Source organism: Alishewanella sp. HL-SH06 (assembly GCF_052656265.1).
Genome location: NZ_CP199752.1, coordinates 3,743,882 through 3,769,598, shown reverse-complemented (window position 1 = coordinate 3,769,598; position 25,717 = coordinate 3,743,882). Strand labels below are relative to the sequence as shown.

The window sequence follows — 25,717 nt, the reverse complement described above, 5'->3', positions numbered from 1 at the left end:
ACGTCGCTGATGCTGGTTACCTTGGCCTTTATACTGCCATTTGCTTTGCAAGCGGCTCATCCTAATTTGGTGATTACACCCGCTGATGTGTCTGAGATGCGCAAGGCCATTTCTAAGCCAGGACGATTCTCTAAAGCGTATAGCGATCTAAAAAGCCAAGTTGATCTGCAATTGGCTCAGCCTATTAATGTTCCTGTACCGAAGGACGGTGGTGGCGGTTTTACCCATGAACAGCATAAGAAAAATTATCAGCTAATGTACAACGCCGGCATTGTTTATCAGCTTAGCCAAGATAAAACTTATGCCAATTATGTACGTGATATGTTGCTGGCTTATGCAAAGTTGTATCCAACATTAGATGTGCACCCCGCACGAAAAGTGGAGTCACAAAATCCTGGTAAGCTGTTTTGGCAAAGTTTAAATGAGGCCGTTTGGTTGGTACATACCATCCAGGCTTACGATTTTGTTCACAGTGCGCTCAGTGCACAAGACAGAAAGCGCATTGAAACCAAGCTGCTTAAGCCTGTTGCGCTGTTTTTGTCAGAGGGGCAACCCTCTACCTTTAACAAAGTGCATAACCATGGTACCTGGGCAACCGCCGGGGTGGGTATGGCCGGTTATGTGATGAACGAGCCAGAGTGGGTTGAAAAAGCGCTTTACGATTTGGAAAAATCAGGCAAAGGCGGGTTTTTAAAGCAACTGGAAGAATTATTTTCCCCTCAGGGTTACTACAATGAAGGGCCATATTACCAGCGTTACGCCTTATTGCCTTTCGTTACCTTTGCCAAAGCGATTGAAAATAACGAACCGCAAAGAAAGATTTTTCAGTATCGTGATGGGATTGTATTAAAAGCTATAGATACCACTGTTCAATTAAGTTATGACGGTTTGTTCTTCCCCATCAACGATGCGATAAAAAGTAAGGGTATCGACACCATCGAGTTGGTGCATGGCGTTGCGCTGGCATACAGCCTAACGGAGGCGCCCGGCTATTTGGATATCGCTAAGCAACAGGATCAGATTATTCTCTCTGGCGATGGCCTAAAGGTGGCGCAAGCGCTGGATAAAGGTTTGGCTGAAGCCTATCAATTTGACTCCGTTGCCTTTGGCGATGGCAGTGATGGCAAGCAAGGCGCGCTAGTGATTATGCGCAGCCAGTTAGCGGGTGATCAGGCCGTACTGTTTAAACCTGCAGCGCAAGGTCTTGGCCATGGCCACTTTGACAAGCTCACCTGGCAGTTTTATGACCTGGGTAAAGAAATTGTCTCTGATTATGGTGCGGCGCGTTTTCTCAATGTGGAAGCCAAATTTGGTGGCCGTTACCTGCCTGAAAACGAGAGTTACGCTAAGCAAACGGTGTCGCACAATACGGTGGTGGTGGATGAAACCAGCCACTTTAATGGCGACGTTGAGTTAGGCAACCAGCACTCGCCTGTACTTAATTACTTTGAAACCAGCCCGTTTGGCTCTGTTACCCGCGCGCATATTGATACGGCTTACCAAGGTGTTCAGTTAAAGCGGACTATGGCGTTGGTTAATTTACCAGAACTTAAAAAATCCATAGTGCTGGATGTGTTTGATGTTGTTGCAGAAAAAGCCCATCAACTTGATCTGCCGCTACATTACCAAGGCCAACTTATTGATACGAACTTTGAATTGTCGGTGAGTACCCAACAGCTTTCGGCGCTAGGCACTAAAAATGGCTATCAGCATCTGTGGCTCAAAGGCCGTGGTTTACCCAAGCAGGGGCTGGCTAAGGTGTCTTGGTTAAATGAGAACGGACGCTTTTATACCCATACTAGTTTGGTAAATGGTCAGGAAGAATTTCTGTTCACCCAGATCGGGGCCAACGATCCTCACTTTAATCTACGCAATGAGCAAGCTTTTGTCCGCAGAGTAGAGAACAGCAAGCAACATCACTTCATTTCCGTACTTGAACCTCACGGCGAATACAATCCAAGCGAGGAATACACGCTAGATGCAGAAAGTCAGCTCACTGAGCTTGGCTACAGCCAACAAGATGAACTGCTGTTGGTCTATATCACTATCGCAGGTAAGTCATACCTGATTGCGATTAACCAAGCGGCAGAGGGTTCAGTTAATCAACAATTTCAATATCAACACCAATCGTATGTCATTAACGGTCGACTGGCTGTTTTTGCACTGAACGATGATGAGGAGTAAGACAGATGAGCAAGCAAAGTAACCATTTTATCTCTGGTGCTGAGGCCGAGATTGAAGATTTGGGCGGCGGCTTAAAACGTCAGCTACTGGGTTATAACGACGAACTGATGATGGTGAAAGTGTGGTTTGCCAAGGGTGCCGAAGGTTATGTACACAAACATCGTCATTCACAGGTGACCTATGTGGAAGAAGGAGAATTTCACTTTAATGTTGGTGGGGAAATCAAAGTGATGAAACCCGGCGACAGTTGCCTGATCCCTCCTTTTGTAGAGCACGGTGCAGTATGTCCTACCGGCGGTATCTTAATTGACACCTTCAGCCCGCCCAGAGAAGACTTTCTAGAGGATTAATCATGAAAATTAAAGGTTTACGCTGGTGGGTGGTGATGTTGATCGCGCTGGCGACCATCATTAACTACATTGACCGTCAATCGCTCAGTGTGCTCTGGCCAGCTATTGTAGAGGATTTATTTCCTGAAAAATCAGCGCTGGAACGCAAACAAATTTACGCAAACATCTCTGTGGTGTTCGTGTTCGCCTATGCCTTTGGTCAGGCAATCTTTGGCAAGATTTTTGACTGGGTGGGTACCCGCATCGGTTTCGTGCTCTCTATCGGTGTCTGGTCATTGGCGACTATTATGCATGCTCTTGCACAAGGCGTGCTGAGTTTCGCTATTTTCAGGGCGATCTTGGGGGTTGCCGAGGCGGGTAACTGGCCTGGTGCCACTAAGGGTAATGCTGAGTGGTTTCCAATCAAAGAGCGTGCATTAGCGCAGGGTATTTTTAACTCAGGTGCGGCCATTGGCGGCATTATCTCTATCCCATTGATTGCGTTTCTTACCGTTTATTTTAGTTGGCAAATGGTGTTTGTGATTATCGGTCTGGTGGGTTTTCTTTGGCTGGTACCTTGGCTGATTTTAGTTAAAGCGCCACCTGCCATGCATTCATGGATTACCGAAGAAGAACGCGACTATATCCTGACCGGTCAAAAACCGAAACTGACGCCGCAGCAGGCAGCTTTGCCAGAAGAGGCAGAATATAACCCTACTACCAAGGAGCTGCTTTCTCGCAAGGAAAGCTGGGGCGTCATTATTGCTTCTGCGGCCATCGATCCAATTTGGTGGTTGTTTGTGTTCTGGATCCCGATTTACCTGAATGAAGTTTACGGTATGGATGTGAAGTCTATCGGGATTTATGGCTGGGTACCTTATGTGGGTGCCATGTTTGGTGCCTGGTTTGGTGGCCTGCTGGCCCAGAACAGACTGAACGCGGGTTGGAGTGCGGATAAAACCCGTAAACTGACCATCACCTTGGGCTGCTTAATTATGTTGCCATCATTACTTGCGATGGCCGATCCAGGAGAGCCTGTTATTGCGGTGTTAATTATGGCTGTGATTTTATTTGGTTTCCAAACGGCTATCGGTAACGTGCAAACACTGCCTAGCGATCTTTACAGCAAGCGTGCAGTGGGTACCTTAGCCGGGTTTTCTGGCATGGCGGCTAAGTTAGGCGCAGTGGGGCTGACCTCTTTGGTGCCTTACCTTACAGCAGACGGCAATTACACTCCCGCGTTTGTGATAGGCGCCGCATTAGCCATAACCGCAGCTGCCGCGGTGTGGATTTTGATCCCCCGTATCGAACCTTTAAAGAAAGCTGAGTAAGAACATGACGAAGATATTTTTTCTTGGTGAGTGCATGGTTGAACTAAGAGAACTGGATGACTCGACGATGGGGCATTCGTTTGCTGGTGATGTCTATAACTCAGCGGTATATATGAAACGCTGTTTTCCAACAATAACCGTATCCATGATCACCGCCATTGGTCGTGACCGACTCAGTGAAAAAATGCTTAGCCGATTTAAAAGTGAGGATTTAGACACACAGTTTGTGTTTCAACATCCAAGCAAAGTGGCGGGTATGTATTTCATTGAGACTGATAGCGCGGGTGAGCGGCGTTTCACCTACTGGCGTAACGATTCCGCCGCCAAAAAAGTGGTGCAGTTTCTAACCGATGATGTAGTTGAACAATTAACGGCAGCAGACATGTTCTTTTTTTCAGGCATTCCGCTGGCCATTATTGACGAAGACAGCCGAGACGCCTTTTGGCAAAAACTGGCTCGCTTAAAGCAAGCTGGCGTGAAGCTGGTGTTTGATCCCAATTATCGGGCGCAGCTTTGGGCGAGCAAAGATGCGGCAATTGAGCAGTTTAATAAAGCCTTTCAAATAAGTGATATCGCCTTACCTGGCGTTGAAGATCTTAGCGTGCTGTATGGCATTGCGTCTGCAGAAGAGGCGCTAGACTTTTGCCAGCAATATCAACTGGAGGAAATGGTGGTAAAAAATGGGCCGCAATCCGTTGTCACACAAATTGGCACAGAACGGCACAGCCACCAGATCACCCCTGTTACCAATGTTGTGGATACCACCTCTGCCGGAGATGCGTTCAATGGCGTTTATTTAGGGGCGCGTTTGTCAGGACGATCGGTCTTTGAAGCGGTACAACTAGGCGCTAAAGCCGCCGGCACGGTGATCCAGCACCCTGGCGCGATAGCTCCTTTGGCAGCATTCAAACAGGCCATGTCTGAAGTAGGCATATAGCTGTTACGGCAAAACAACATACATTATTAATTAAAGAGATATTCAGACATGACGCGTTTTTCTGAACTGATGGCAAAACAGACATTACTCCCTATTATTCAAGCGCAATCACCAAAACAGGGTGTGCAAATTGCCCAAGCTATGGCGGATGCCGGTCTTACTCTGGTCGAAGTAGTATTGAGAACAGAAGCTTCTCTTGCCGCTTTAACGGCGATTAAGCAAGAAGTGCCGCAACTGAAAGTCGGCGCAGGGACGGTGATCGATGCCCGGATCTTGAATCAGGCACTGCAAGCCGGTGCTGACTTCATTGTCACCCCAGCAACCTCAAAGACGCTATTGATTGAATTGGCAAGCTGTGGCGTGCCGGTGCTACCGGGAGTGTCTAATACCGGTGATATTTTGCTGGCGTATGAGCATGGCTACTCGGAAATGAAACTTTTTCCGGCTTCACTGTCGGGCGGGGTACCCTTCTTGCAGGCGGTATCGTCAGTATTCCAATCGGTTCGTTTTTGTCCGACCGGTGGCGTCAATCAGCAAAATATGCAGGACTATTTGTCATTGAGCAATGTGTTTGCGGTAGGTGGCACCTGGGTTGCACCTGCCAAGTGGGTTGAACAGGGTAATTGGCAAGCCATTACCACCGCCTGCTATCAAGCGCTGAATAGACAAGGTGCAGAAATGACCTGTTCAGTGACTTAGAAGCACTCGGGTATTGTCTTGGTAGAGTAAAAGGAACAACAATGAAACCCATAAACCGCATGTTGACGCTGAGCTTAATGTTATTGGCCGTTTTCGTCACTTATGCCAATGAAAACGACGAAAGTGACAGCAATATCATAATGCCAGTATCCCACCAACAATTAGCGCAAGGGGTATTACTGGGAAATTTTACGCATTTGGATCCTGCGAAAAAACCCAGTGAAAACTTTGATCTGCTGGATTGGAGTTTAACGCTGCCAACGGATCTGAACAAAGATAAAAAAGCCGACATTGTTTACGAGCGGGCATTAGCTGATGGCTTTGAACTGAAACCGTTGTTTTACACCGCCGAGGATGGCGGTATGGTGTTCGCTTGTCCAAATGAAGGTGCCAAAACTTCAAGCAATACCAAGTATGCCAGAACAGAGTTGCGCGAAATGCTCAGGCGCGGCAATACTCAGATAAAGACGCAAGGTATAACCAAGAATAACTGGGTTTTTAGCCAAGCGCACGGTTCAGTTAAACGCAATGCTGGCGCTGTTGAAGGCAGCCTAGAAGCAACGCTTGCCGTTAATAGGGTATCGATAACGGGCGATGAGAAACAAGTCGGCAGAGTGATCATTGGCCAGATCCATGCAACAGACGATGAGCCCATTCGCCTTTATTACCGAAAACTCCCTAATAATGAAAAGGGCTCTATTTATTTTGCGCATGAGATCAATGGCGGCGATGACGTCTGGGTTCATATTATCGGCTCGCGCTCGCACACCTTAGTCAATCCTGAAGATGGCATCGGATTGAATGAGAAGTTCAGCTATAAAATTACAGTGGAAAACAGTGTGTTGTTTGTCACTATCATTCGTCCTGGCAAAGCCAATATCACTAAATCCATCGATATGAGTAAAAGTGGTTATAACAGGAATAATCAATATATGTACTTTAAAGCGGGTGTTTATAACCAAAACAATAGCGGCGATCCTCGAGACTATGTGCAGGCGACGTTCTATCACCTTGATAACCAGCACGATAATTAGCCATTTTTGTTGAATGCAACGCTAAATACATATCCATCAAAGCGCAAACTGGTTAACCAGTTTGCGCTTTTTTTATGGCATTTTAGCTGTTTATCTTTATGGTGTTTTACCTGTTGCATCTTTTAAATTCTCATTGGTAATTAACATTGGTAATATCAATAATTAATAATTGGTTGATATGGCGGTTTGATTTGGTTATATTTCGAACGTTAAATAAATTTCTTACAGGTAACAGGTAAACCTAACCGCACAAAATAATAACGGAGAACAGGATATGTCGCTGATATTTGATAATGATGCAGACAGATGTACACAAGAGAAACACTTCAGGCTTTCGCCTGTCGCCACAGTGGTAAAAATGGCACTGGTTGTCTCTCTTACCAGTTTTATTGCGATGTCTGCCAAAGCGCAAGACACGAATGCTGAACCGAAAAAAGAAGCTGAAAATATTGAAGTTGAGGTGATTGAGGTTATAGGTACCCGTAAAACCATCCAAGACCAAATTGCCATAAAGCGTGAAGCGACTTCGGTGGTTGATGGTTTATCAGCTGAAGATATCGGTGATTTACCTGCACTGTCAATTGGTGAAGCCTTAGAGTCAATAACGGGTGCCGCCTCTCACCGTGAAAATGGCGGTGCGACAGAAATTACGATTCGCGGTTTAGGCCCCTTCTTGAGTGCCACGCACATTAATGGTCGTGAAGCGACAAATGGCAGTGGTGACCGCTCAGTTAACTTTTCACAATTTCCGTCTGAGTTAATGCAAAAAGTGGCGATTTATAAAACTCAGGACGCATCACTGATCGAAGGGGGTGTGGCCGGTGTCATTACCTTAGAAACGCTAAAGCCTTTAGATTACGGTAAACAGCAAATTCAGGGGGAGGTAAAAGTAAATTATAACCCTGATGAAGCTAATATTGACAACTCATTACACGGCAATCTAGGTGGTCGGCTAACATTCAGCCTTGTTGACCAATTTGAGTTTGACAATGGTCAGGCCTTAGGGGTTTCGTTTGGTGTGCAACGTCAGGATATCAGCCAACCTGAAGCGGAATATCGCAGTTCAGGCCCGACTGGCGCTTCTTTGTGGGCATGTTTAAACGATCCCACTAACACCAATGAAGGTTTTTTCCGCAGTACGGCCGGTGATTGCGAAGATCGGGTGGTGGGTAGTAGTAATCAAGGTTATCAAACCGCGATTAATCCCGTGACGGGTGAGGCACAAAGTGCGGGTACGCCTTACGCTTGGACGGGTAGTAGCCGTAGTTACCGCCAAAATGAAACGTCTGATGAGCGTGATGCTGTGTTTCTTGCGTTACAATATCGACCTTCCGATGCGTGGGATATCAACTTCGACGCGCAAATCTCGGATCGTAATCAAGCGGAAGCACGTCATGACTTACTGTTCTTACAAAAGCACGTTACGCCGGGTGTCACCGGTGAAAATCTGATTGTTAATGATGTCGGCGGCATTCTGCAATGGCAAGGCGACGAGCGTTTTGAGTCTGCCGGTGAGCAATTTTCTCGTGAAGAAAATTATGTTGGTTACGGCCTGAATGTTGAACACTTTTTCAATGACCGCTTAACGATCACGGCCGATTTTGGTTATTCGCAAACCAAACGTGAAGAGTTGCAAATTTCTAACCGGGGTAGAACGATTGACCGGCCCTTTTTAACGTGGGAAATGGGCAAGTATATCCCGCATATTACCGTCACTGATTTTGATGTGACCGACATCTCGAATTTCACAGACAGTTTACGCACCCGTCTTGATAGAGAAGGTGTGCGTGAAAACGAGATTGTTTCTGCACGCTTGGATTTCAAATATGCGCTGGAAAGCAATGTGTTTTCCAGTGTGCAAGGTGGGGTGAGAGCGTCAGAGCTCAGTTTTCTGCAGCTTGGTGGTAACCAAGGTAGTGGTTCACGTACGGAAATATTGCTGGATGAAAGTGCCATATCCGCATTAGACGTATTGCAGCAATGTCAGATCAATTTCCCTGAAACCGACTTATTATCCTCTGTGTCTGATGGCAATCTGATTACCCACATCGACAGTAACGGTAACGTCGTGGCCAGTGGTACGGGTTCATCATGGGCCACTTACGATAATGTCTGTTTCTCACAAGCACTTGTGAATTCAGTTGGTGGGAGCTTTGCCTACCCGGAAGTTGAGTATCAAAACTCGGGAACTCAGGATGTTACTGAAAAAACCCTGTCGGCTTATCTGATGGCCAACTACGATACTGAAATGTTCGGTAAGTTTATTCGCGGTAATTTTGGTGTGCGGCTGGTTGATACCGACGTTACTTCAATTGGTTTTAGAAACAGCTTTGATGTTGTTACCAATGAATTAGGGGTGCTGAGCCTGGTTACCGGCGATTCGTTAGAGTCGATTACTGGCGGCGGCGGTTATACCGAAATACTCCCTAGCTTTAACCTGGTCGTCGATTACAGTGACAACATATTGCTGCGGGCCGGTATTTACCGGGGCATGTCACGAGCGAACCCCAGTGATATGAGTTATAGCCGCACATTCCAAACGGATGATGATGTAGCGCCAACGTCCTTGGCAGACTTATTTGTCGGCGTGAATGGTTCAGGTAACCCCAATATCAAGCCTCTGATGTCATGGAATTACGACGTCGCATTTGAATGGTATCCTAACGAAGATTCCATCTTCGCGCTAAGCCTCTATTACAAACAATTCCAGGGTGGGTTCCAACAACGCACCGTATTGGAAGACTTTCTTGTTGACGGTCAGACGGTAACCTTGCCGATTACCAATTCGGTCACTACAGACAATGAAAGTGACCTATACGGCTTAGAGGCGTCAATAGCCTATCGCTGGGACAATGGCCTTGGCGTTAAGCTGGGTTACAACTACGCCGATACGGACTTCGAGTTTGAAGACAGCTTGTACGGTAATACCTTTATTACCGATTTAGATGGCACCACGCGTCAATTGACGGCAGGTATTGTGCCACCTGGCTCAGTCCCTGGCTTTTCTGAACATGTATTCAGTGGTCAGATCTACTATCAAATCGGCGATTTTGATACGGCACTTATTTACAAGTATCGCAGTGAATACTTCCAGCCCTATACCACTGACGGAACCCGACTGCGTTATGTTGATGAAGTGGGCGTATGGGAAGCCCGCGCCTCTTACCGCATTAATAAAAATATTCGGGTAAAAGTGGAAGCGATTAACCTGTTCAGTGCACCCAAATCACAGGATTTCTTTGTGCAGGGTAACTTGGGCGAAGTTAACGACTACGGTCCGCGATTCTTTGCCGGTATTAGTTTGAAGTACTAATCGATTCACTAGAGATCTGAATCAGAATGCGGGAGAAAATCGAAGCCCGCGAGTATTGACCTATATTACTTTTGTTCAGTCACTAAGCCACTTGTTAGTACTGAACCATTAGGAGCAGAAAGCATGTTTAAACAGTCTCTGATAGCCATCATCTTGGCAACCGCTTTGGTCGGTTGTGGTGGTGGTGATAATAACGAACTGGCTGGCAATAGCAGAGGAAGTATCAGTATCAGTGGTGGCGCATTAATCGCAGGCACCACCCTCTCGGCATCGGTAACGGATGCCGACGGCATTAAAAGCGACACCCTAGTTTACCAGTGGTCAACGGGGACAACGGGATCGTCATACACCATCACTGAAGCGGATGAAGGTTCTACCATCTCCGTGTCGGCCAGATATACCGATGAAAAAGGCATTACAGAAGGCGTAGGGGCATCGACGTCTGTGATACTGCCTACCCTGGATGTCAATGCCAATGTGGTAAAAGGGCCAATAGACGCCGCAAATTGCGAAATATTTGCTGTGACTGACACGGGTGTTGCAGCAACACCGGCTCAGGCCACGGCTATCTCCAATAGTATGGGTCGCGTCACTTTTACTAATGTGCATTTTGAAGGTACGGGCTTAATTTCGTGTTCAGGCGGTACCTATAAAGATGAGTCAACCGGCTTAATGCTGGAAGCGCCTACCTTGAGGTCGGTGGTGAATGTGGTGGAAGGCACTGCAGATGCGCCTGCACCTTCTTATGTTGTGTCGCCTTTAACGGAAATGGCGGTTCAGGCAGCAGGTGCCAACTTAAACACCTTTGCTGAGCGTGCTCGAGTCATCAATGCACGTTTTGGTATTCGTTTTGATACTACAACTGTGTTACCGACCGAGATTGGCGTTGTAGATCTGGGCGCTGCTGGTGCAGCAGATGCCGACCGCTATGGCTCGGTATTAGCACTGTTGTCGCAACTCGATGCCGACAACGTTGACAAAAACATGGCAACGTTAATCGCCGACATCGCGGCTGATTTGGCTGATGGTGCCTTTTCAGAGGGGCTGTTAGCTGCCCTTGAAACGGCCCAGCTTAATTTACAAACTATGTCAGTTATCGCAAATAAAGTGGATGTCTCTTTACTTAATATTATTGGTTCTGCGATTGGCTACAACAACACCCCTGTTGCTGCAATCATTGAAGGGACCTTAAATGGCACCATTCAACATACTGCCACCGAGCCGTTAACGGGTTCTGTTATTGTGATTGACCCGAACTTTGGCGAAGATGAAATTCTGGTACAAAGTAACGAACTGCTTGACTATGGTTCTTTCAGTATCAGTGCCCAAGGCAATTGGTCATACACTGTCGATGTGAACAACGAAACGGTTGCCAACCTAGAACTTGGCAACTCTGTGAATGATACGGTGACCATCACCTCGATTGACGGAACGACTGCTGAAATCAAGATCCGCATTGCAGCGTTAACGCAGTTAGTGAAGATTTCGGATACGGGTAATGACACTGGTGAAATTCGTTTTAGTGTTAACAATTTACGTAAAGGTAAGCTCAGTGCGTCTTTTGCTAAAGATGAAACCCTGGGCAGTGATGGCAATATAAAAGATGCCTATATTACACTGTATGGTTCTTCTGGTAGTTCCAGCGAGGCGTTGATTGATTTGCGTATTCAAGGTTCGCAAACGGGCAGTGATGGTATGCCGATTGCACCCCGTTTCTTGGTTAGAAACACAGAAAGTGCCGCTTATCCGGGTGTCATCGTTACCGCCCCCTTTGTGGAAGGCGAATTCTATAACGTTGACATTACCTGGGATTTAGATGCCGCTGAGCAATTAACACTTACGATTAACGATGAAGTGATTGGTGGTGGGTCGTTCTCCACTGCGGCGGTAGTTGATCCTGATTTTGTTAATCTGGAACAGTGGTTCGCCGATGGCGTTAAAGCGGTACAATTTAGATTGGGTGACAATGATCGAACCATCCCTTTTGGTTCTTTTTATGTAGATGATATTGAGGTTTATTCAGACGTTGCAGGTACCACCCGCGTATTCGCAGATGATTTTGAAAGCTACGCCGAGGGTGACACCCTGGATGGTGTCGGCAGTCTTTATAACTTAGCGATCTACTCTGAAGTTGTGGTATTTGATGTTGGGGATGGCACTGTTGAGCCAACGCCAGCCGTTTTCTTTGACTTAACTGCGTCTATTGCAAGCAATGCTACTGCAGCTTTAACCGGAACCGTTACTGTGGTTGACCCAGATGAAGGTGAAGCCTTTATTACGCCTGCCTCGTTCCGCAGCCGATTTGGCGACTTTGCTATTCTGGAAGACGGTTCTTGGAGCTACTTGCTTGATACGACCAACGCTACCATTGCGGCTTTAGTGAGCGGTGAAAGCGAAACCGATACGATCACCATTGAATCTTTCGATGGCACCACCGCAGAACTGGTGATTACCATCAATGGTGTGGGTGGCGAAACCGCAGGCGACAATAAGGTTGCAGTGATTATTGATACCGATCCAACGGATACTGGCGAGCTACGTTATGCGCTTGGCAGTAATGGCCCACTGGCACAAGGTCGAATTACCGCATCGGTTAAGCGTTTAGATGATGAATTAGGTGATGGTGATGCGTTTATCACGCTATTTAACTCTGCCACCAATAACAATGGTGCGATCTTAGATCTACGTATCACAGACGATAGCTTTGCGGTGCGTAGCCCAAGCAATGTTGATACGTCGGCAGCCACCGTGTTGTTAGATACCTTTATGGACATTGTTATCACGTGGGAATATCCAAATGGTAACTTAGAGGTTAATCCGCTGGTAACGGTTGAAGTAGACGGCGTCAGTTTTGTGGCTGAAGGCTTTACACCAGATAACAGTTCTACCGGTGGTGTCACGCACGTTGCATTCCGGTTCGGTGACAATAGTGGCGTACGACCAGAGACGGCTAAATTTACGGTGGATGACTTAGTCATTTACGCGGATAAGGCCGGCAATAATGTGGTATTTTCTGACGATTTTGAGTCATATAACAATGGTGATTCTCTTGGCACAGATAACCCGGCATCACCCTATAACTCAGCAACCTCTGAGGCAAGTATTGAGACTATTGGTGAAGCGATTGGCCCTGGCACACCGGGCAATAAAATTGCTGAAATACGGGATACCGATCCGACTGACACCGGCGAGTTAAGATATGCGCTTGCCGACAAAGGCCCGCTGGCTGAAGGTCGCTTTGTGCTTGCCATCAAACGTTTAGACGATGAAATGGGTGATGGCGATGCCTATATTACGCTGTTTAATTCCGCCACCAATAACGATGGGGCGATTTTAGATCTGCGTATCACTGACGATAGCTTTGCGGTTCGCAGCCCGGCAGGTGTCGACACCTCCGCAGCCAACGTCTTGCTGGATGAATTTATGCATGTGGTGATTACCTGGAAGTACCCAGGTGGCAATCTTGAAGTGAATCCGGTGGTCACGGTTGAGGTTGACGGTGTGCGGTTTACGGCCGATGGCTTTACGCCAGACAATAACTCCTTCGGTGGTGTCACTCACATTGCGGTAAGATTTGGTAGCAACAGCGGCACCATACCTGCAACCGGTGTGGTATCGGTAGATAATATTGCTATTTATGCCGAAGCGGAGGGCAGAACCCTATTGTTCTCAGACGATTTTGAATCTTATGCCGTGGGTGACTCGCTGGATACAGACAATTCTGCGTCACCTTATAACTCAGCCACTAATGAGGCGGTTGTCGCGGTGGAATAACACCTTTACTATACTGCTGGGTGAGCGCTCAGAGATTAAACGTGTAGTGTAAATAGTAAGGCGGGAATTATCCCGCCTTCTTTTTACTGTAACTCAAACCCTTAGTGTTTACGTTACTCGTACAGCGCTTATGTTATTCGCTAGCCGAATATCCGGTGTGACTGTTTTTAATTTCATAGAAGGTGGCTTGAACAAACTCTGCTGGATTGCTTGAATTGTTAACGTTATACACACCCACTTTAAAATAGTGGTACTGACCCGCCTGATCATACAAACTTTCAGCCATATCATACTGGGCCACAACATCGGCCTTGCCTGCACGGCTAATCGTCACGGTGAGTAAGTTGAAATTAACGCTGATGTGATAACTAAACACCTCATTCAGGGCGATTCCCTCCACCGGGTTTGCGGCGGTATTGCTGCGTGAGCCAATCATGTCAACATAGGTTTCAATGTTTCTACCTTGGCTGTCTTTCACCCGGCTCTCATGCGCGAAATAGATAGCACCGCGTTCATTTCCTGGCATTTTTCGATAGTATAAGCGAACCGGTTCATCATCATTAGCGTGGATCTGACCAATGATTACCCGGCCAATCTGAAAATTTTCGCCAGTGGTGGTAACCTGATTAACCGCCATCTTTACCCGCAAATCGCCGTCATAGCCGCCTGCATTCTGCCGCCCTTGTGCTGAGGCACTGCCAAACACCCAGTTATTTTTATTCACGCCCTGCGTGCTGATACTACGGTCGCCACGGCGTAACATTTCTCTTAGTTCAACCCGCACATAGCTAGTATTGGCAGAGGTTTTAAAGCCATAACTGGGTGAGCGCATCACAATGCCGCCATCAGCTGAGACATAAAAGAATTCAGAATTGGTATAACCGTTTGCAAGGTCTGTTTCAAAAATGGAGTCAGCGGTGCCACTGTTGTCCTCATCGGTAGGGATGCTCAGGTACCAGTCGATTAACTCGATACCCAATTCATTAGGAAAACGTTCGCTGAAGTTGCCGCCGGCATCTTGGCAATAATGCGCCTGAACTTCAACAATGGCATTATTTTGGTTTTCGTTATTACCAAGCCCGATTAGCTTGATATAGCGGGCTGATGTCGGCTCGATTTTTACTAGTTCAAAACCACTATGTCTGCCGCTGGAATCTGCTTGCGTTAATACGGTGGTCCAACTCGTGTTATCGCTCGAAGTTTCCACAGAAAATCTCGCGATACGTTTATTGCCTTCAAACCATTTAATGGTCAGTGCACCCAGTGTTTTAACGCTTCCCAAATCTAATATTAGCGCGGCATTTCTACCATCGTTTGACCATCTGGATTGGGATGATGTGTTGCCATCAATGGCACTGGATGCTGGATATGCCGAGTTCTCCATGGCGTCAGTGGCAGAGCGTATTGGGTACACCTGATTGATGCATTGCTCAGGTGTGACTATCACAGGGGGTGGGGATGTAATATTGGTGGTATTAGTGTCACTACTTCCACCGCAGGCTGTGACAGCTAGAGCTAAATTTATGGCAATAACGAGTTTGCCGAATTGATGGACTCTTTTTGACCGATAAGACATGCCCTTATCTCCTACTAGAACGATGAATAGAACTTGGTATAAATCTGGCGTTGTGGTGATGTTTGGTATTGCTGGTTATGTCATCAATAATTACCGGTTTACCTTTACTGGTCAACCAATTAATTTGGGCGATGGATGCTGGTGTCACATTTAAACCAATATTTCATCGGTAGCTTGGATATGTTCTTCAGTCGCATAGTCTCTTTAAGGTACTTTAAAAAGTAATTTTACTCATTATGAAACAATATAAAGATATGATTTTTATATTTTTTTTATGTTGTTTTTAGTTTTTCGCTTATTGGGCAGGAGAGTTTTTTACCAAATAGGTTAACCTTTTGGTTGACCAATATTCTAATAAGGTGTAAACATAAAGCATAATAATAAAATTGCCAGTAGTTGTTCTTTTAAGACTGTTGGCATAAAGGTTCGCGATTAACTTAAGGTCGCAGTTGCGACCCCAAAATATAATTATAATTTTAGACGGGGAACAAAAATGAGACATATGCTATCAAAAATTACCTTAGCGATACTGTCGACAACGGCACTCGGTATCGCCTCTACCGCCAACGCCCAAGAGTCAGAGGTAGAACAAAGCGATATCGAAGTGATACAGGTGACGGGGATCAGAAGCTCCTTAACAAGTGCTTTGGCAGAAAAGCGTAATGCCGCCAGCTTAGTTGAAGTTATTCAAGCAGAAGATATCGGTAAACTACCTGATCAAAATTTAGCGGAAGTGCTGGAAAATATTACTGGTATTCAGATTACTCGCTCAGCGGGTGTCGGTACGGGTGTACAAATTCGCGGTACTGATGCAAACCGCACTGAAATTAATGGTGTATCTACGGTGGGATCGGGTGCAGGGCGCAGTGGTATTGATTTTGAAGATGTTTCTGCATCGATTATTGCAGGTGTCGAAGTCATAAAAGCGCCACAAGCAAAAACGATTGAAGGCTCTGTTGGTGGCACTATTAACTTAAGAACCATTCGCCCACTTGAGTTAAGTGAAACGCTAGCCGCATTTAGAGTGCAAGGTGAAGAAAGCAGTTTATCTACCGATGGCGTTAAACCGCGCTTATCAGGAACCTTTGGTGATAATTGGGGAAATGACAATGGTGAGTTTGGTTTTGTCATTAGTGGCAGTTATGCAGAGCAGGATGTAACCGCATTTCGCCCCCGAGCTGACCGTGATAATCTGGTTCGCTCTGACAGTGGTTTAGCCAGCGCACAAAGTTTCCATTATCTACCCATTCAGTTTCTGATCCAGGATTACGATAACTTTGAATATGAGACAAAAAATTTCGCTGGTTCTTTTGAGTGGGCGCCAAACAGCAACAACAAATTTTGGTTTGATGCGATTATAAATGATCAGGACCGTCGGGAAGAAAGTTCCAGGGTTCAGGCGTCAGGGGTAAGTGATCTTATTGGTGTTTCGGTTCCAACTGAATTTGAAACAATTAATTTTGGCTCTTTAGATGGTGTCGAGCTTGGCAGCATTCAAGCCGCACTTAAAGGTATTATTCCGGTTCAGTCTGACGGTTCGGACGGTAATTTACGCTTATCCAGTGACACCAGTTCCCGGGCCACCAAGAGCAAAATATTCCGGCTAGGTGGGGAACACCAGGGGGATAACTTTAAAATAAGCGCCGAGATATCCTCATCTTCATCTGACTCTGCGACCCCCCGAATTGATACTACACTCAATTTTGTCAATCCCAATGCGGCAATTGGGTCAGCTAACGATAATGGTGTCCCGTTTGAGTATGACTTAAGTGGTGGTGCCTTGGCCTTCGGCATTGCATTTGGTGCAGAAAATGCGCCTGCTCCTGCTGATTTGCTCGACCCAGCCAACTACAGGTTGCAAGCGGTAGCACTAGCAAATAATACCAATGAAAATACCGAAGATGCCATGCGTGTTGATTTTAGCTACGACTTGAATATGTCGATTTTTACTACGCTTGACGCAGGTTATCGTTATAACAAGACATCCAGTGTGTCCAACGTTGTGGGCTCAAATCTTAGTTTGTCCAGAATGGTGGATTCTCCCAGTGGCGATTTGTTTGCTGATATTCTGACAACTGGCCCTAATAACTTTAATGCCGCAGATGGCAGAGCGCTTTATATTAAAGATTTTCTGCTGGTGAACCCGGCGTTGGTAGGATCTGATCCTGATCGGGTATTTACTACGTTAGCTAACGCCATTACTGCCCATGGGGGGACAAGACCACTGAATGCCCCAACGTCATCAGTTGCAGGTTTTTATGATATCAGTGAATCCACTAATGCACTGTATGCTCAGGCAAATTTTGAAACTGACATGCTTCGCGGTAATCTTGGTGTACGTTATTTAAAAACGGATCTTGATTCAACCGGCAACCGCAGTGTTAACGGAGATGTCGTCGCAGAAACTAGCTCAAGTGATTACAGTTTTGTGCTGCCGCGGATTAATCTGGCCGCCGATGTAACCGACGATCTGGTGCTGCGCGCTGCTTTTGGGAAGGATATTCGCCGTCCGAATTTTAGTGATCTTTCAACTTCTTATACATTTAGTACTAGCCCCAATCCACCGGTAGCTGGTGGTAACCCTAACTTAAAACCTGAAGTGGTTACATCCTTTGATATTTCTGCAGATTGGTATTTTGCTCAGGCCGCAGTTGTCAGTATCGGCTATTTCCACAAGATACGTAAAGATGTGCATGTGGGGCAACAAGATGATCCTTATTCAGAGCCTGTCACAGGTTATCGTGACATTATTGGTCCAGAGTGTGAGCAAGGCGGTATCTGGAACCCCATTGCGCTGATCAACGTGTTTGGTCCGGTGAGTTCTAACGTAGGTGTTTGTGTACCATTCTCCACTATTATTAATGACACTAAAGAGACTACGCAAAAAGGCATCGAAATGGCATTCCAGTATGATCTTTCTGCTTTCGAAGATCAGCTGGGCTGGGCATCTGGTTTTGGTGTGGTGGCAAACTATACTATTCAGGAATTCTCTGGTGGTGAAGCGGTCAATACCTCGGCTAGTCGTCCTAGTCAGGTTTTTGCTGCATCCACAGGTGGTTCAGGCTCACTGGAGGTGACTGCCGTGCAAGGCTTACTCAACTTATCTGAAAATGCCTACAACTTGACCTTGTATTACGAAAAATATGGCTTGTCTGCCCGGATGCGTTACACCTGGCGAGAAGCGTTTCGTTCAAACGATTTTGGCAGTACATCAAGTTATCCTTGGGGCTTTCCGGTCATTCAGGAAGACCGAGGACAACTTAATGCCAGTATCAGTTATGAGGTGAACGATCAACTCAATATTGGCATTGAAGCCGTCAACCTGACGGAATCTGAGGTTCGCCAATCTTGCGTTAATGAAGGCGCGCTACTTTGCTTTCAGGGCTTAACAGACCGTCGGATTACCTTGGGTGCCAGTTATAGATTTTAATTCTACTATCTAGGGCTGGTTGTCTAAGATAACCGGCTCGAGCAAAATCACAGCAAAAGCACTTGTTAAAGCAAACCAAAAGGTTTGCTTTTTTGCGTGTGGCAAGAAAAATATAAGCTCTGTGTCAGAGCCTATTATGAAGGATAAAAAATAGTGCCAGATGTGAAATGGGTTACGCTAACCGTTACTACTTATTTAAGTGAGAGATAGAATATAAACCGCGGCTTTCATCCGTTTTACGTTTGATCTCTTCCAAGGCTTTTGCTTCACTCGCCTCAAATAAAGCATTGATCAAACGGTCGAAGTGATTGTGCATCGCCGTTCTTGCCGCTGAAGCGTCACGTTTGGCTATGGCGTCATAAATAGCAGTATGTTCTTTGATACGCTGCGCTATACCTTTCGAGCATACATCCTGATAAGCGGCAACGACTTGAGGCTCATTCCGTCTGACTTTCCAAAGGTTGTAAATGGACAGGACAATGGCATTGTTACGTGTTGCACTAGAAATGATCTCGTGGAATTGTTGATCGGCTTCATCAGCCTTATCCAAATCTTCTGAAGATGACATATCATCCAGAGCCTGCTTGAGCGCTGCAAGCTCGGTGTCGCGGATTTTAACTGCGGCTAACGCTGCTGCTTCTCCCTCGACTAATGCCCGAGCCTGGGTGAGCTCAAATGCGCTGATAGATTCAAGTGAAGGTGCTGAGCCAGCAGAATCAGTGACATATACGCCTGAACCTGTTTTTACCTCTACTCTGTCTCTCACTTCTAGCGCGATAATCGCTTCGCGTATCGTCGGACGGCTAACATGATAAATTTCAACCAGCTCTCTTTCAGCGGGCAGGCGGCTTCCTGCAGGGTAAACGCCTTTGTCAATCAACGCTTCTAACTTTTCAACAACTGTCCAGAAACGTCTACGTTTCTTCATGATAGGTATCCCTTTAAGTCTTGCCATTGGCCGAACAGGTAATAACGCCGATTATACCCCGAACCTATCAAAAATTCTCAAAATGCCGGCATCTTATTCAGCTAGGGTTACCCTCCACATTAGAAAGTTCTAATTGGTTTTGCTAAACGCTATGGTCTTGTTTAAATCGGTTTTAGCTTTTTGGAGCGCTGCCAAGAAAACAGTTGGGTACTGCTTTGTGACTCTAACAGTTGCAGCGCAATTCTGATGTCGGCAGTGTAATACAGAGACGCGAAGCCAAGCCGATTGCGGCCAAGGTTATGGAATACCATACCAAAAGCAATATCACCGGCACTAAAGTCTTGATGATGTTCAGCAAAATAGGTCGCTGGTTTACTAAGCTCTTCATCGATAAGCAGCGATCTTACTCTGCCGGGGCCGCCGTGATAAGCCTGGATCAGCAGCAGCCGATAAACCTGTTCTCGTTTTTCTTCTGGTAGGTGGCCGAAGCGGGCCATGAATACGGGATGCAACATGCGATGGTTACGTTCAAATAACCAGAGCGCGCAATCGACCTGAGCGATGCGGTGTAACTGCTTATTTTTGGGAACGCCGCAGTCTTTTAATACTTGTGGGGTCAGTTGTAGAATACCTCTAGCATTGGCTTTTGAATGGGCCTCGCGCACGCCACCACTTTCGATAATCAACATACCGGCCAGATCGGCTAGAAGATCTTCTGGCAGGCTAATACGCTTTTGCTGCGCGCGACGGGCATATACCAAGCGCAGGGTGTCATGCAGTGAAGCTTGGTTTTTAGGTGTGCCTACTTTTATACCATCCCAGTTGCCAGACAGCCTACCTTCCGGATGCTTGCCCAGATAACGCTCAATGGCCAACGATAAATCGACATAAGGTTGGTGGCAACGAATCGCGAAAGGATAGCCAAGGGTCTGGGTATTACCTTCCACCCAGGCATGCACCCGCCCTTGTTGTGCCATACCCTGACGAGTTTGATTCAGGATTAACTGGGTTTGCGGCGAATCTGAGGCATCTTCGATAAATTCTAGAAAGTTGCCGCGCATATCAAATAGCAAATGGCGATTGCGCTCGGTACAGTGTCCTGAACGCGTCAGGATCCAACGTCTAACATTCATTACATTGTCATACACACCTTGGCTCTCGGCATAAGGCTTGCTGCGCACAACGTCAGTCCAGTTCTGGTAAGGTTGCACGAGTTGTTGCCCCAGAGCGCTTGCAGACAATAGGTATCCAAATAGTATAGCGGCGGTAACGGGCCAATAGCTGCTAGGTCGCATGGAACCCATATTTTCTCCGGTGTTGCAAAAGCTGGCGCAACGGTTGTTAGCTGAGGTTCAATAGCCAGAATGATGTATACCAGCAACAGTGGGCACTTTGCTAAGTACTGTTGCTGACACTGAGTATAATCTACGGCGCCTTTATTTAAACACTAATTAGAGGTTGTGACCTGTAAGCTCACCGAACTGTATTTAGACCATTTGCCTGTCATCCTAGAGGTAAATGGCAGCCCAGAGCGTTCAACTTGATTCAATAAATACTGCTGGTAGCTTTCATCATCGCCATAACGGATCACTGAGGCAGCAATGGTGCTGCTTATATTATCATCAAATTTATTCTCTATGCCGTAATCTGCAGGTACTATTTCGTCAGGATAAAAGCCCTGCAATGGGCTAATAAAGCTTTGGAAAAAACGTGTGCCATCATTAAGCCGAAAGTGTTCAACTCGGGGCGCGAGAGTTAGCGAATGGCCAATCGTTTTGATATTGCTCGAGTTTATCATTAACGCCTTATCTTATGCTGTCAGCAAATATAAAGCCGTTTTGTGCTGGTGCTGCTTTAAGAGCAGCAGAGCAGCATTGTCATGGTCTGAAGTTTTACCTTGCGCGTAAAAAAGCCAATAACGTTTAACTCAAGGGTATGAAATGTATTGTGCAGATTGCGAGTCAGTTGATGACTATTTTTTTGACGACGCCACTTTTTTTTGGATATTCGTGCCCACCACGGAAACCTTCGCCAAACTTGCCAGATACGTTGGCAGTCAAAATTACACGGCAAAACAGATAAGTACACACTGCATCGCCGTTGAAATTAAAGCCGGTTCCATTTCTGCTTTCTTAACGGGTGTTAATGGTGCATTAGAGCAAGCCGAATTAGCCGGCACTAAGTTAACGACGATGGCTGAAGATGCTTTACCGGATATTTCTGCTATGTCGCGCATGACCACCTTTAATGTGCTGATCAATCGCTTTAAGGCAAAGTGGCTAATCAATAGTATTGAACATGAGAATTATGAAACATGGTTTCAGCCTATCGTTTATGCGCAGTCGGCATTAGAAGATCCCAAAATCTACTCTTATGAAGGGCTGTTTAGGATGCGCGACGAGACCAACAGTATCGTGCCGCCGCAATTAGCCTTTTTGCTTGCCGAACAAGCCGATTTATTGTTTTCATTGGACCTAGTAGCAAGGCGTGCTGCGGTTGAATACTTTGCTGCAGCTAAATTAAAAGGTAAGTTATTTATTAATTTTAATCCCTCCAGCATCTATGACCCTTCATATTGTTTGCGCTCTACCGCCGCTGCCATTTATGAGCTTGGGTTGACGCCTGCCGATATTGTGTTTGAAGTCACTGAAACACACCAAAGTAGCGATTTAAATCACTTAAAAGGCATTCTGGCGTTTTATCGCAATGCCGGCTTTCAAGTGGCAATGGATGATATTGGATCGGGTTGGTCTGGCTTGAATCTTCTGCAAAAAATACGTCCAGATTACGTGAAAATAGATATGGAACTGGTGCGTGATGTGCATCAAGATGTATTTAAGCAAAATATCGTTTCCAGCCTAGTGAATATCGCCAAAACCAGCGGAATCACAACTGTGGCTGAGGGTATTGAAACGGAAGACGAGGCCAGATGGCTTATTGATAATAAAATTGATTTATTGCAGGGGTATTTATTTGGCCGGCCTAAATTTTATAATCAGAAAGTCAGCCAAGAAAAACGTGAAAATATAAAAAGCTCAGTGTCGCCACTTAAGAATGCGGCAAAAAGATTTTAGTGGCTAGGGCTTGTTGATACATATGAACTCAACAGCCTTGCTGCTGATTTAGAAGGGAAATTATCGTGATCAGTGTCACAGACCTATGCTTTCATCGACAGGATGGCGAGCAAGTTCACCAAGTATTCGACGGCCTCAGTTTTGAGATCAAATCGCAAGAGCAAGTTGCGCTACTTGGAGACAGTGGCTCGGGTAAAACTACCTTACTTAATTTATTATCTGGCTTACTGTCACCTCACAGCGGCCACATTGTCATTAATGGCGAACAGATTTCCTCATACAACGCTTTGCAGCTTGCCTACTACCGCCGCAAAATAGGTTTGATTTTTCAGCGTTATCAACTGCTCGATTGTCTTAGTGTAAAACAAAATATCTTGTTTCAGTATAAGTTAAATTTTCCAAGGCAACGACCTATAGAATTTGAATGCTTAACCGAGCAGCTGGGTTTAACGGATAAACTGCACAAGTTGCCTAATCAGCTGTCTGGTGGCGAGCAACAACGGGTAGGCATTGCCCGTGCTTTACTGAATCAACCTCAGCTTGTGTTAGCCGATGAGCCCACTGGAAACCTCGACCAGGCGCGCTCGCAGCAAGTGGTAGAACTGCTGACCAGTCTGTGTAAGACTCGGCAAATCAACTTGGTTATGGTGACACATTCTCAGCAATTAACGCGGTATTTCGATAGTGTGAAAGTGCTTGCTAATGGCCAGCTTAATGAACGAAATTAAGCTTATTTTACGAACCCATATGGCGTATTTTAAGCACCATCCGTGGTTGTTGTTACTGTTTATTGTGGGGTTAAGTTTAGGCAGCGCCTTACTAACAGCCATCGCTGGATTAAACCAAGAAGCGAAAAACCGGCACCAAATTTCCGCTGCGCTTATCGATAATACCGTTAGCCATATGGTGAAACCGCCAATAGGTCAAGCGTTTTTGGACGGTGCTTTATGGCTTAAATTAAGAGCCAATGGTTATACCAATGCGCAGCCGGTGTTGCGAGGGCAGTTGCAGCTGTCATCTGGTCACACCCTTTATCTGCAAGGTGTCGACAGCCTCATGTGGTTAACTCAGTCAGCAGCGCTAAGTACGCAGCAACATGCCGAGACCACAGAGGCCAGCTTTCGCTTCGATAACATCATCATTGATAGCAATAATGCTGCAAAGTTGATGCTGGATAGCGAAAGTCGGCAACTTACCCTACAAGACTCGGTTATCAAACCAAGCTTCACCTTAGCGGTTGATATAGGTGTGTGGTCAGTTACCGATCTTGCCTATGCAGATATGCTGCTAAACGCGAACGGTCAACTGAGCTTTATTGAGCTGATTGACTTAGCGCCCGAGCAGGCCCCATTAGTTGAGGCGATACTTGGAAATGATGCTCGTTTAGTGGCAGCACAAGAGCAAGACTTTGATGCTTTATCCGAGGCATTCTTTTTTAATTTGGGTGCGCTGGCGTTACTCGGCTACATTGTGGCGGCCTTTTTAAGTTTTAATGCCATCAAGCTATCAATCGCGGGGCGCAGAAACTTACTAATACAATTTCATGTTTTAGGTTTTTCGCAGCAGGCAATTTTTATTGCCATCGCTATCGAGTTTATCGTTATGGGCTTTTTAACGGCACTATTGGGTAGTTTGGCAGGCTATATTATTGCCAACACGTTATTAATGGACATTAACAGTACGCTGATGGGCTTATATCAATTAGAAAAAGCGCTTACCCTTAGCTGGCAGTGGCAAACTTTGTTATTGGGCTTTTTGTTAAACATCGTGACCCTCGGCCTCATGTTACTCACGCAAAAAAAGGTGCTGCATAGCCACCGTAAAGGGCTGTTTTATATTGTACTAGGCGGTGTGCTAGCGGCCCTTAGCTATGGTTATTATTACGCAAGCACCGAGTTTGATGCTCTGTTGATGTGTTTTTTAATCTTGGTAGTTTTTGTGCTGATTACCCCAAGTTGTTTGCAAGGCTTGCTTAGCGTTAAAAACCCGTTTAGCCAGCCACTTTGGCAGTGGCTTTATGCCGACAGTAAATTCCAGTTAGCAGAACTGCGAATTGCCATCGTCGCCATTTTAGTAGCTCTTGGCAGTGCCATTGGCATGCAAATCATGGTTAAAAGCTTCAGCGATACGCTAAATGCGCATCTTGAAACACAACTGAATGCCGATATTTACCTGCAAGTAGACGATGACGATCCAGCATTACGCCAGCGCTTAGCAATGGATACTCAGGTAGCGCGTGTGGGTATTTACATGGCCGCAGCTGGTTATATCGATAAAACACCTACACGCCTTATTAGCTATGGAGATGGCGATTCAGCGTTTTCGCACATCAGCCTTACGTCAAATCAGCCGGTCAGTGCCGAGAATTTTGCCGAACAAGGCTGTATTGCCAATGAGCAGGCGGCTATAAAAGAAGGCTATAAAATTAATGACCGTGTGCGCTTTGTGCAAAACCAACATGAATTTGCGTGCCGGATCAGTGCCTTTGCCTATGATTATGGCAATACCGCATTAAGCCTGATTATCCAAGAGCAGACTTTGCGCGCGAGCCCATTTCACTGGCAAGTTTTTGGTTTGTCGTTAACTTTAGCTGAGCAAGTCAGTGTTGAGCAAATCACTGAACGACTGATCAATGTTTACCAGCTAGACAGTGCCACTATCGCCGCCAATAAGCACTTTAAAGCAGTGGCGAATAAGATGTTTAACGAAACGTTTCAAGTAACTAAGTTACTTAATGGCTTTATTTTAGCTATTGCTTTACTGAGTTTATGTATCAGCTTATTGAGCCTGAGTGCGTTGCATGTAAGTCAATTAGCGGTGCTGCATAGCTTAGGTGTTGATGCGGCCCAGCTGCAAAAGCTTAAGCTGTTACAAACCACCTTATTGGTATTTTTTACCTGTGCTTTTGCGATCCCATTAGGCTTTGCACTTGGGTTCACGCTGTTGGAATTTGTGATGCCCATCGCCTTTGGTTGGACTATCCATTTTAATTTAGATTTGCCGGCACTGCTCTATACCTGTCTGTTTATGCTATTAGCCGCAGTCCTCTGCGCGTATCTGCCGATTAAAAAGCTTACAGCTCATTTGCAGGTAAAGGGGCCTTAACTA

The 25,717-nt window shown here is 46.0% G+C and carries 16 protein-coding genes; 12 read left to right on the top strand and 4 right to left on the bottom strand.

Annotated features, from left to right (window positions below; all coding sequences use genetic code 11):
- Nucleotides 1–9: 9 nt before the first annotated feature.
- The 8 genes from ACUJFK_RS17270 (at nucleotide 10) to ACUJFK_RS17235 (ending at nucleotide 13,601) form a co-directional block, all read left to right on the top strand.
- The gene (locus tag ACUJFK_RS17270; protein WP_445426803.1) at nucleotides 10–2,184 is read left to right on the top strand and encodes a heparinase II/III domain-containing protein; all 2,175 of its coding nucleotides are present in this window, start codon (nucleotides 10–12) and stop codon (nucleotides 2,182–2,184) included.
- 5 nt (nucleotides 2,185–2,189) lie between these two features.
- Entirely contained in the window at nucleotides 2,190–2,534 is a 345-nt protein-coding gene (locus ACUJFK_RS17265) for a cupin domain-containing protein (RefSeq protein WP_236130480.1), read from the top strand.
- Between the two features lie 2 nt (nucleotides 2,535–2,536).
- Nucleotides 2,537–3,844, top strand: coding sequence for an MFS transporter (locus ACUJFK_RS17260; RefSeq protein WP_445425617.1), 1,308 nt, complete (start codon nucleotides 2,537–2,539; stop codon nucleotides 3,842–3,844).
- 4 nt (nucleotides 3,845–3,848) lie between these two features.
- Nucleotides 3,849–4,781, top strand: a complete 933-nt coding sequence (locus ACUJFK_RS17255) for a sugar kinase (RefSeq protein ID WP_226752260.1) — start codon at nucleotides 3,849–3,851, stop codon at nucleotides 4,779–4,781.
- A gap of 48 nt (nucleotides 4,782–4,829) precedes the next feature.
- Nucleotides 4,830–5,480, top strand: coding sequence for a bifunctional 4-hydroxy-2-oxoglutarate aldolase/2-dehydro-3-deoxy-phosphogluconate aldolase (gene eda, locus ACUJFK_RS17250; protein ID WP_445425616.1), 651 nt, complete (start codon nucleotides 4,830–4,832; stop codon nucleotides 5,478–5,480).
- A 140-nt stretch (nucleotides 5,481–5,620) separates the two neighbouring features.
- Complete coding sequence (locus ACUJFK_RS17245) at nucleotides 5,621–6,514, top strand: polysaccharide lyase family 7 protein (RefSeq protein ID WP_445426802.1); 894 nt, start codon at nucleotides 5,621–5,623, stop codon at nucleotides 6,512–6,514.
- A gap of 394 nt (nucleotides 6,515–6,908) precedes the next feature.
- The gene (locus ACUJFK_RS17240; protein ID WP_445426801.1) at nucleotides 6,909–9,827 is read left to right on the top strand and encodes a TonB-dependent receptor; all 2,919 of its coding nucleotides are present in this window, start codon (nucleotides 6,909–6,911) and stop codon (nucleotides 9,825–9,827) included.
- Nucleotides 9,828–9,950: 123 nt separating this feature from the next.
- Nucleotides 9,951–13,601, top strand: coding sequence for a VCBS domain-containing protein (locus ACUJFK_RS17235; protein ID WP_445425615.1), 3,651 nt, complete (start codon nucleotides 9,951–9,953; stop codon nucleotides 13,599–13,601).
- Between the two features lie 133 nt (nucleotides 13,602–13,734).
- Here ACUJFK_RS17235 and ACUJFK_RS17230 read toward each other — a convergent pair whose 3' ends face one another.
- Complete coding sequence (locus ACUJFK_RS17230) at nucleotides 13,735–15,015, bottom strand: polysaccharide lyase family 7 protein (RefSeq protein ID WP_445425614.1); 1,281 nt, start codon at nucleotides 15,013–15,015, stop codon at nucleotides 13,735–13,737.
- A 655-nt stretch (nucleotides 15,016–15,670) separates the two neighbouring features.
- On the opposite strand from ACUJFK_RS17230, the gene ACUJFK_RS17225 reads away from it, so the two are divergent.
- On the top strand, nucleotides 15,671–18,607 hold the full coding sequence (locus ACUJFK_RS17225; protein ID WP_445425613.1) for a TonB-dependent receptor: 2,937 nt from the start codon (nucleotides 15,671–15,673) through the stop codon (nucleotides 18,605–18,607).
- A 187-nt stretch (nucleotides 18,608–18,794) separates the two neighbouring features.
- Here ACUJFK_RS17225 and ACUJFK_RS17220 read toward each other — a convergent pair whose 3' ends face one another.
- The 3 genes from ACUJFK_RS17220 to ACUJFK_RS17210 form a co-directional block, all read right to left on the bottom strand.
- The gene (locus ACUJFK_RS17220; protein WP_445425612.1) at nucleotides 18,795–19,535 is read right to left on the bottom strand and encodes a FadR/GntR family transcriptional regulator; all 741 of its coding nucleotides are present in this window, start codon (nucleotides 19,533–19,535) and stop codon (nucleotides 18,795–18,797) included.
- Between the two features lie 161 nt (nucleotides 19,536–19,696).
- Nucleotides 19,697–20,776 (bottom strand): transglycosylase SLT domain-containing protein, encoded by a 1,080-nt coding sequence (locus tag ACUJFK_RS17215; protein WP_445425611.1) that lies wholly within the window; start codon nucleotides 20,774–20,776, stop codon nucleotides 19,697–19,699.
- Nucleotides 20,777–20,982: 206 nt separating this feature from the next.
- Nucleotides 20,983–21,333 carry a hypothetical protein gene (locus ACUJFK_RS17210; protein ID WP_226752251.1) on the bottom strand — a complete coding sequence of 117 codons (351 nt, stop codon included), beginning with the start codon at nucleotides 21,331–21,333 and terminating at the stop codon, nucleotides 20,983–20,985.
- Between the two features lie 142 nt (nucleotides 21,334–21,475).
- On the opposite strand from ACUJFK_RS17210, the gene ACUJFK_RS17205 reads away from it, so the two are divergent.
- From ACUJFK_RS17205 to ACUJFK_RS17195, 3 genes are all read left to right on the top strand, one after another.
- A complete protein-coding gene (locus ACUJFK_RS17205; protein ID WP_445425610.1) occupies nucleotides 21,476–22,609 on the top strand; it encodes an EAL domain-containing protein in 1,134 nt (377 codons plus the stop codon).
- 65 nt (nucleotides 22,610–22,674) lie between these two features.
- Complete coding sequence (locus ACUJFK_RS17200) at nucleotides 22,675–23,337, top strand: ABC transporter ATP-binding protein (protein WP_445425609.1); 663 nt, start codon at nucleotides 22,675–22,677, stop codon at nucleotides 23,335–23,337.
- Nucleotides 23,312–25,714 carry an FtsX-like permease family protein gene (locus ACUJFK_RS17195; RefSeq protein ID WP_445425608.1) on the top strand — a complete coding sequence of 801 codons (2,403 nt, stop codon included), beginning with the start codon at nucleotides 23,312–23,314 and terminating at the stop codon, nucleotides 25,712–25,714. The genes ACUJFK_RS17200 and ACUJFK_RS17195 overlap by 26 nt, the downstream gene beginning before the upstream one ends.
- Nucleotides 25,715–25,717: the final 3 nt, after the last annotated feature.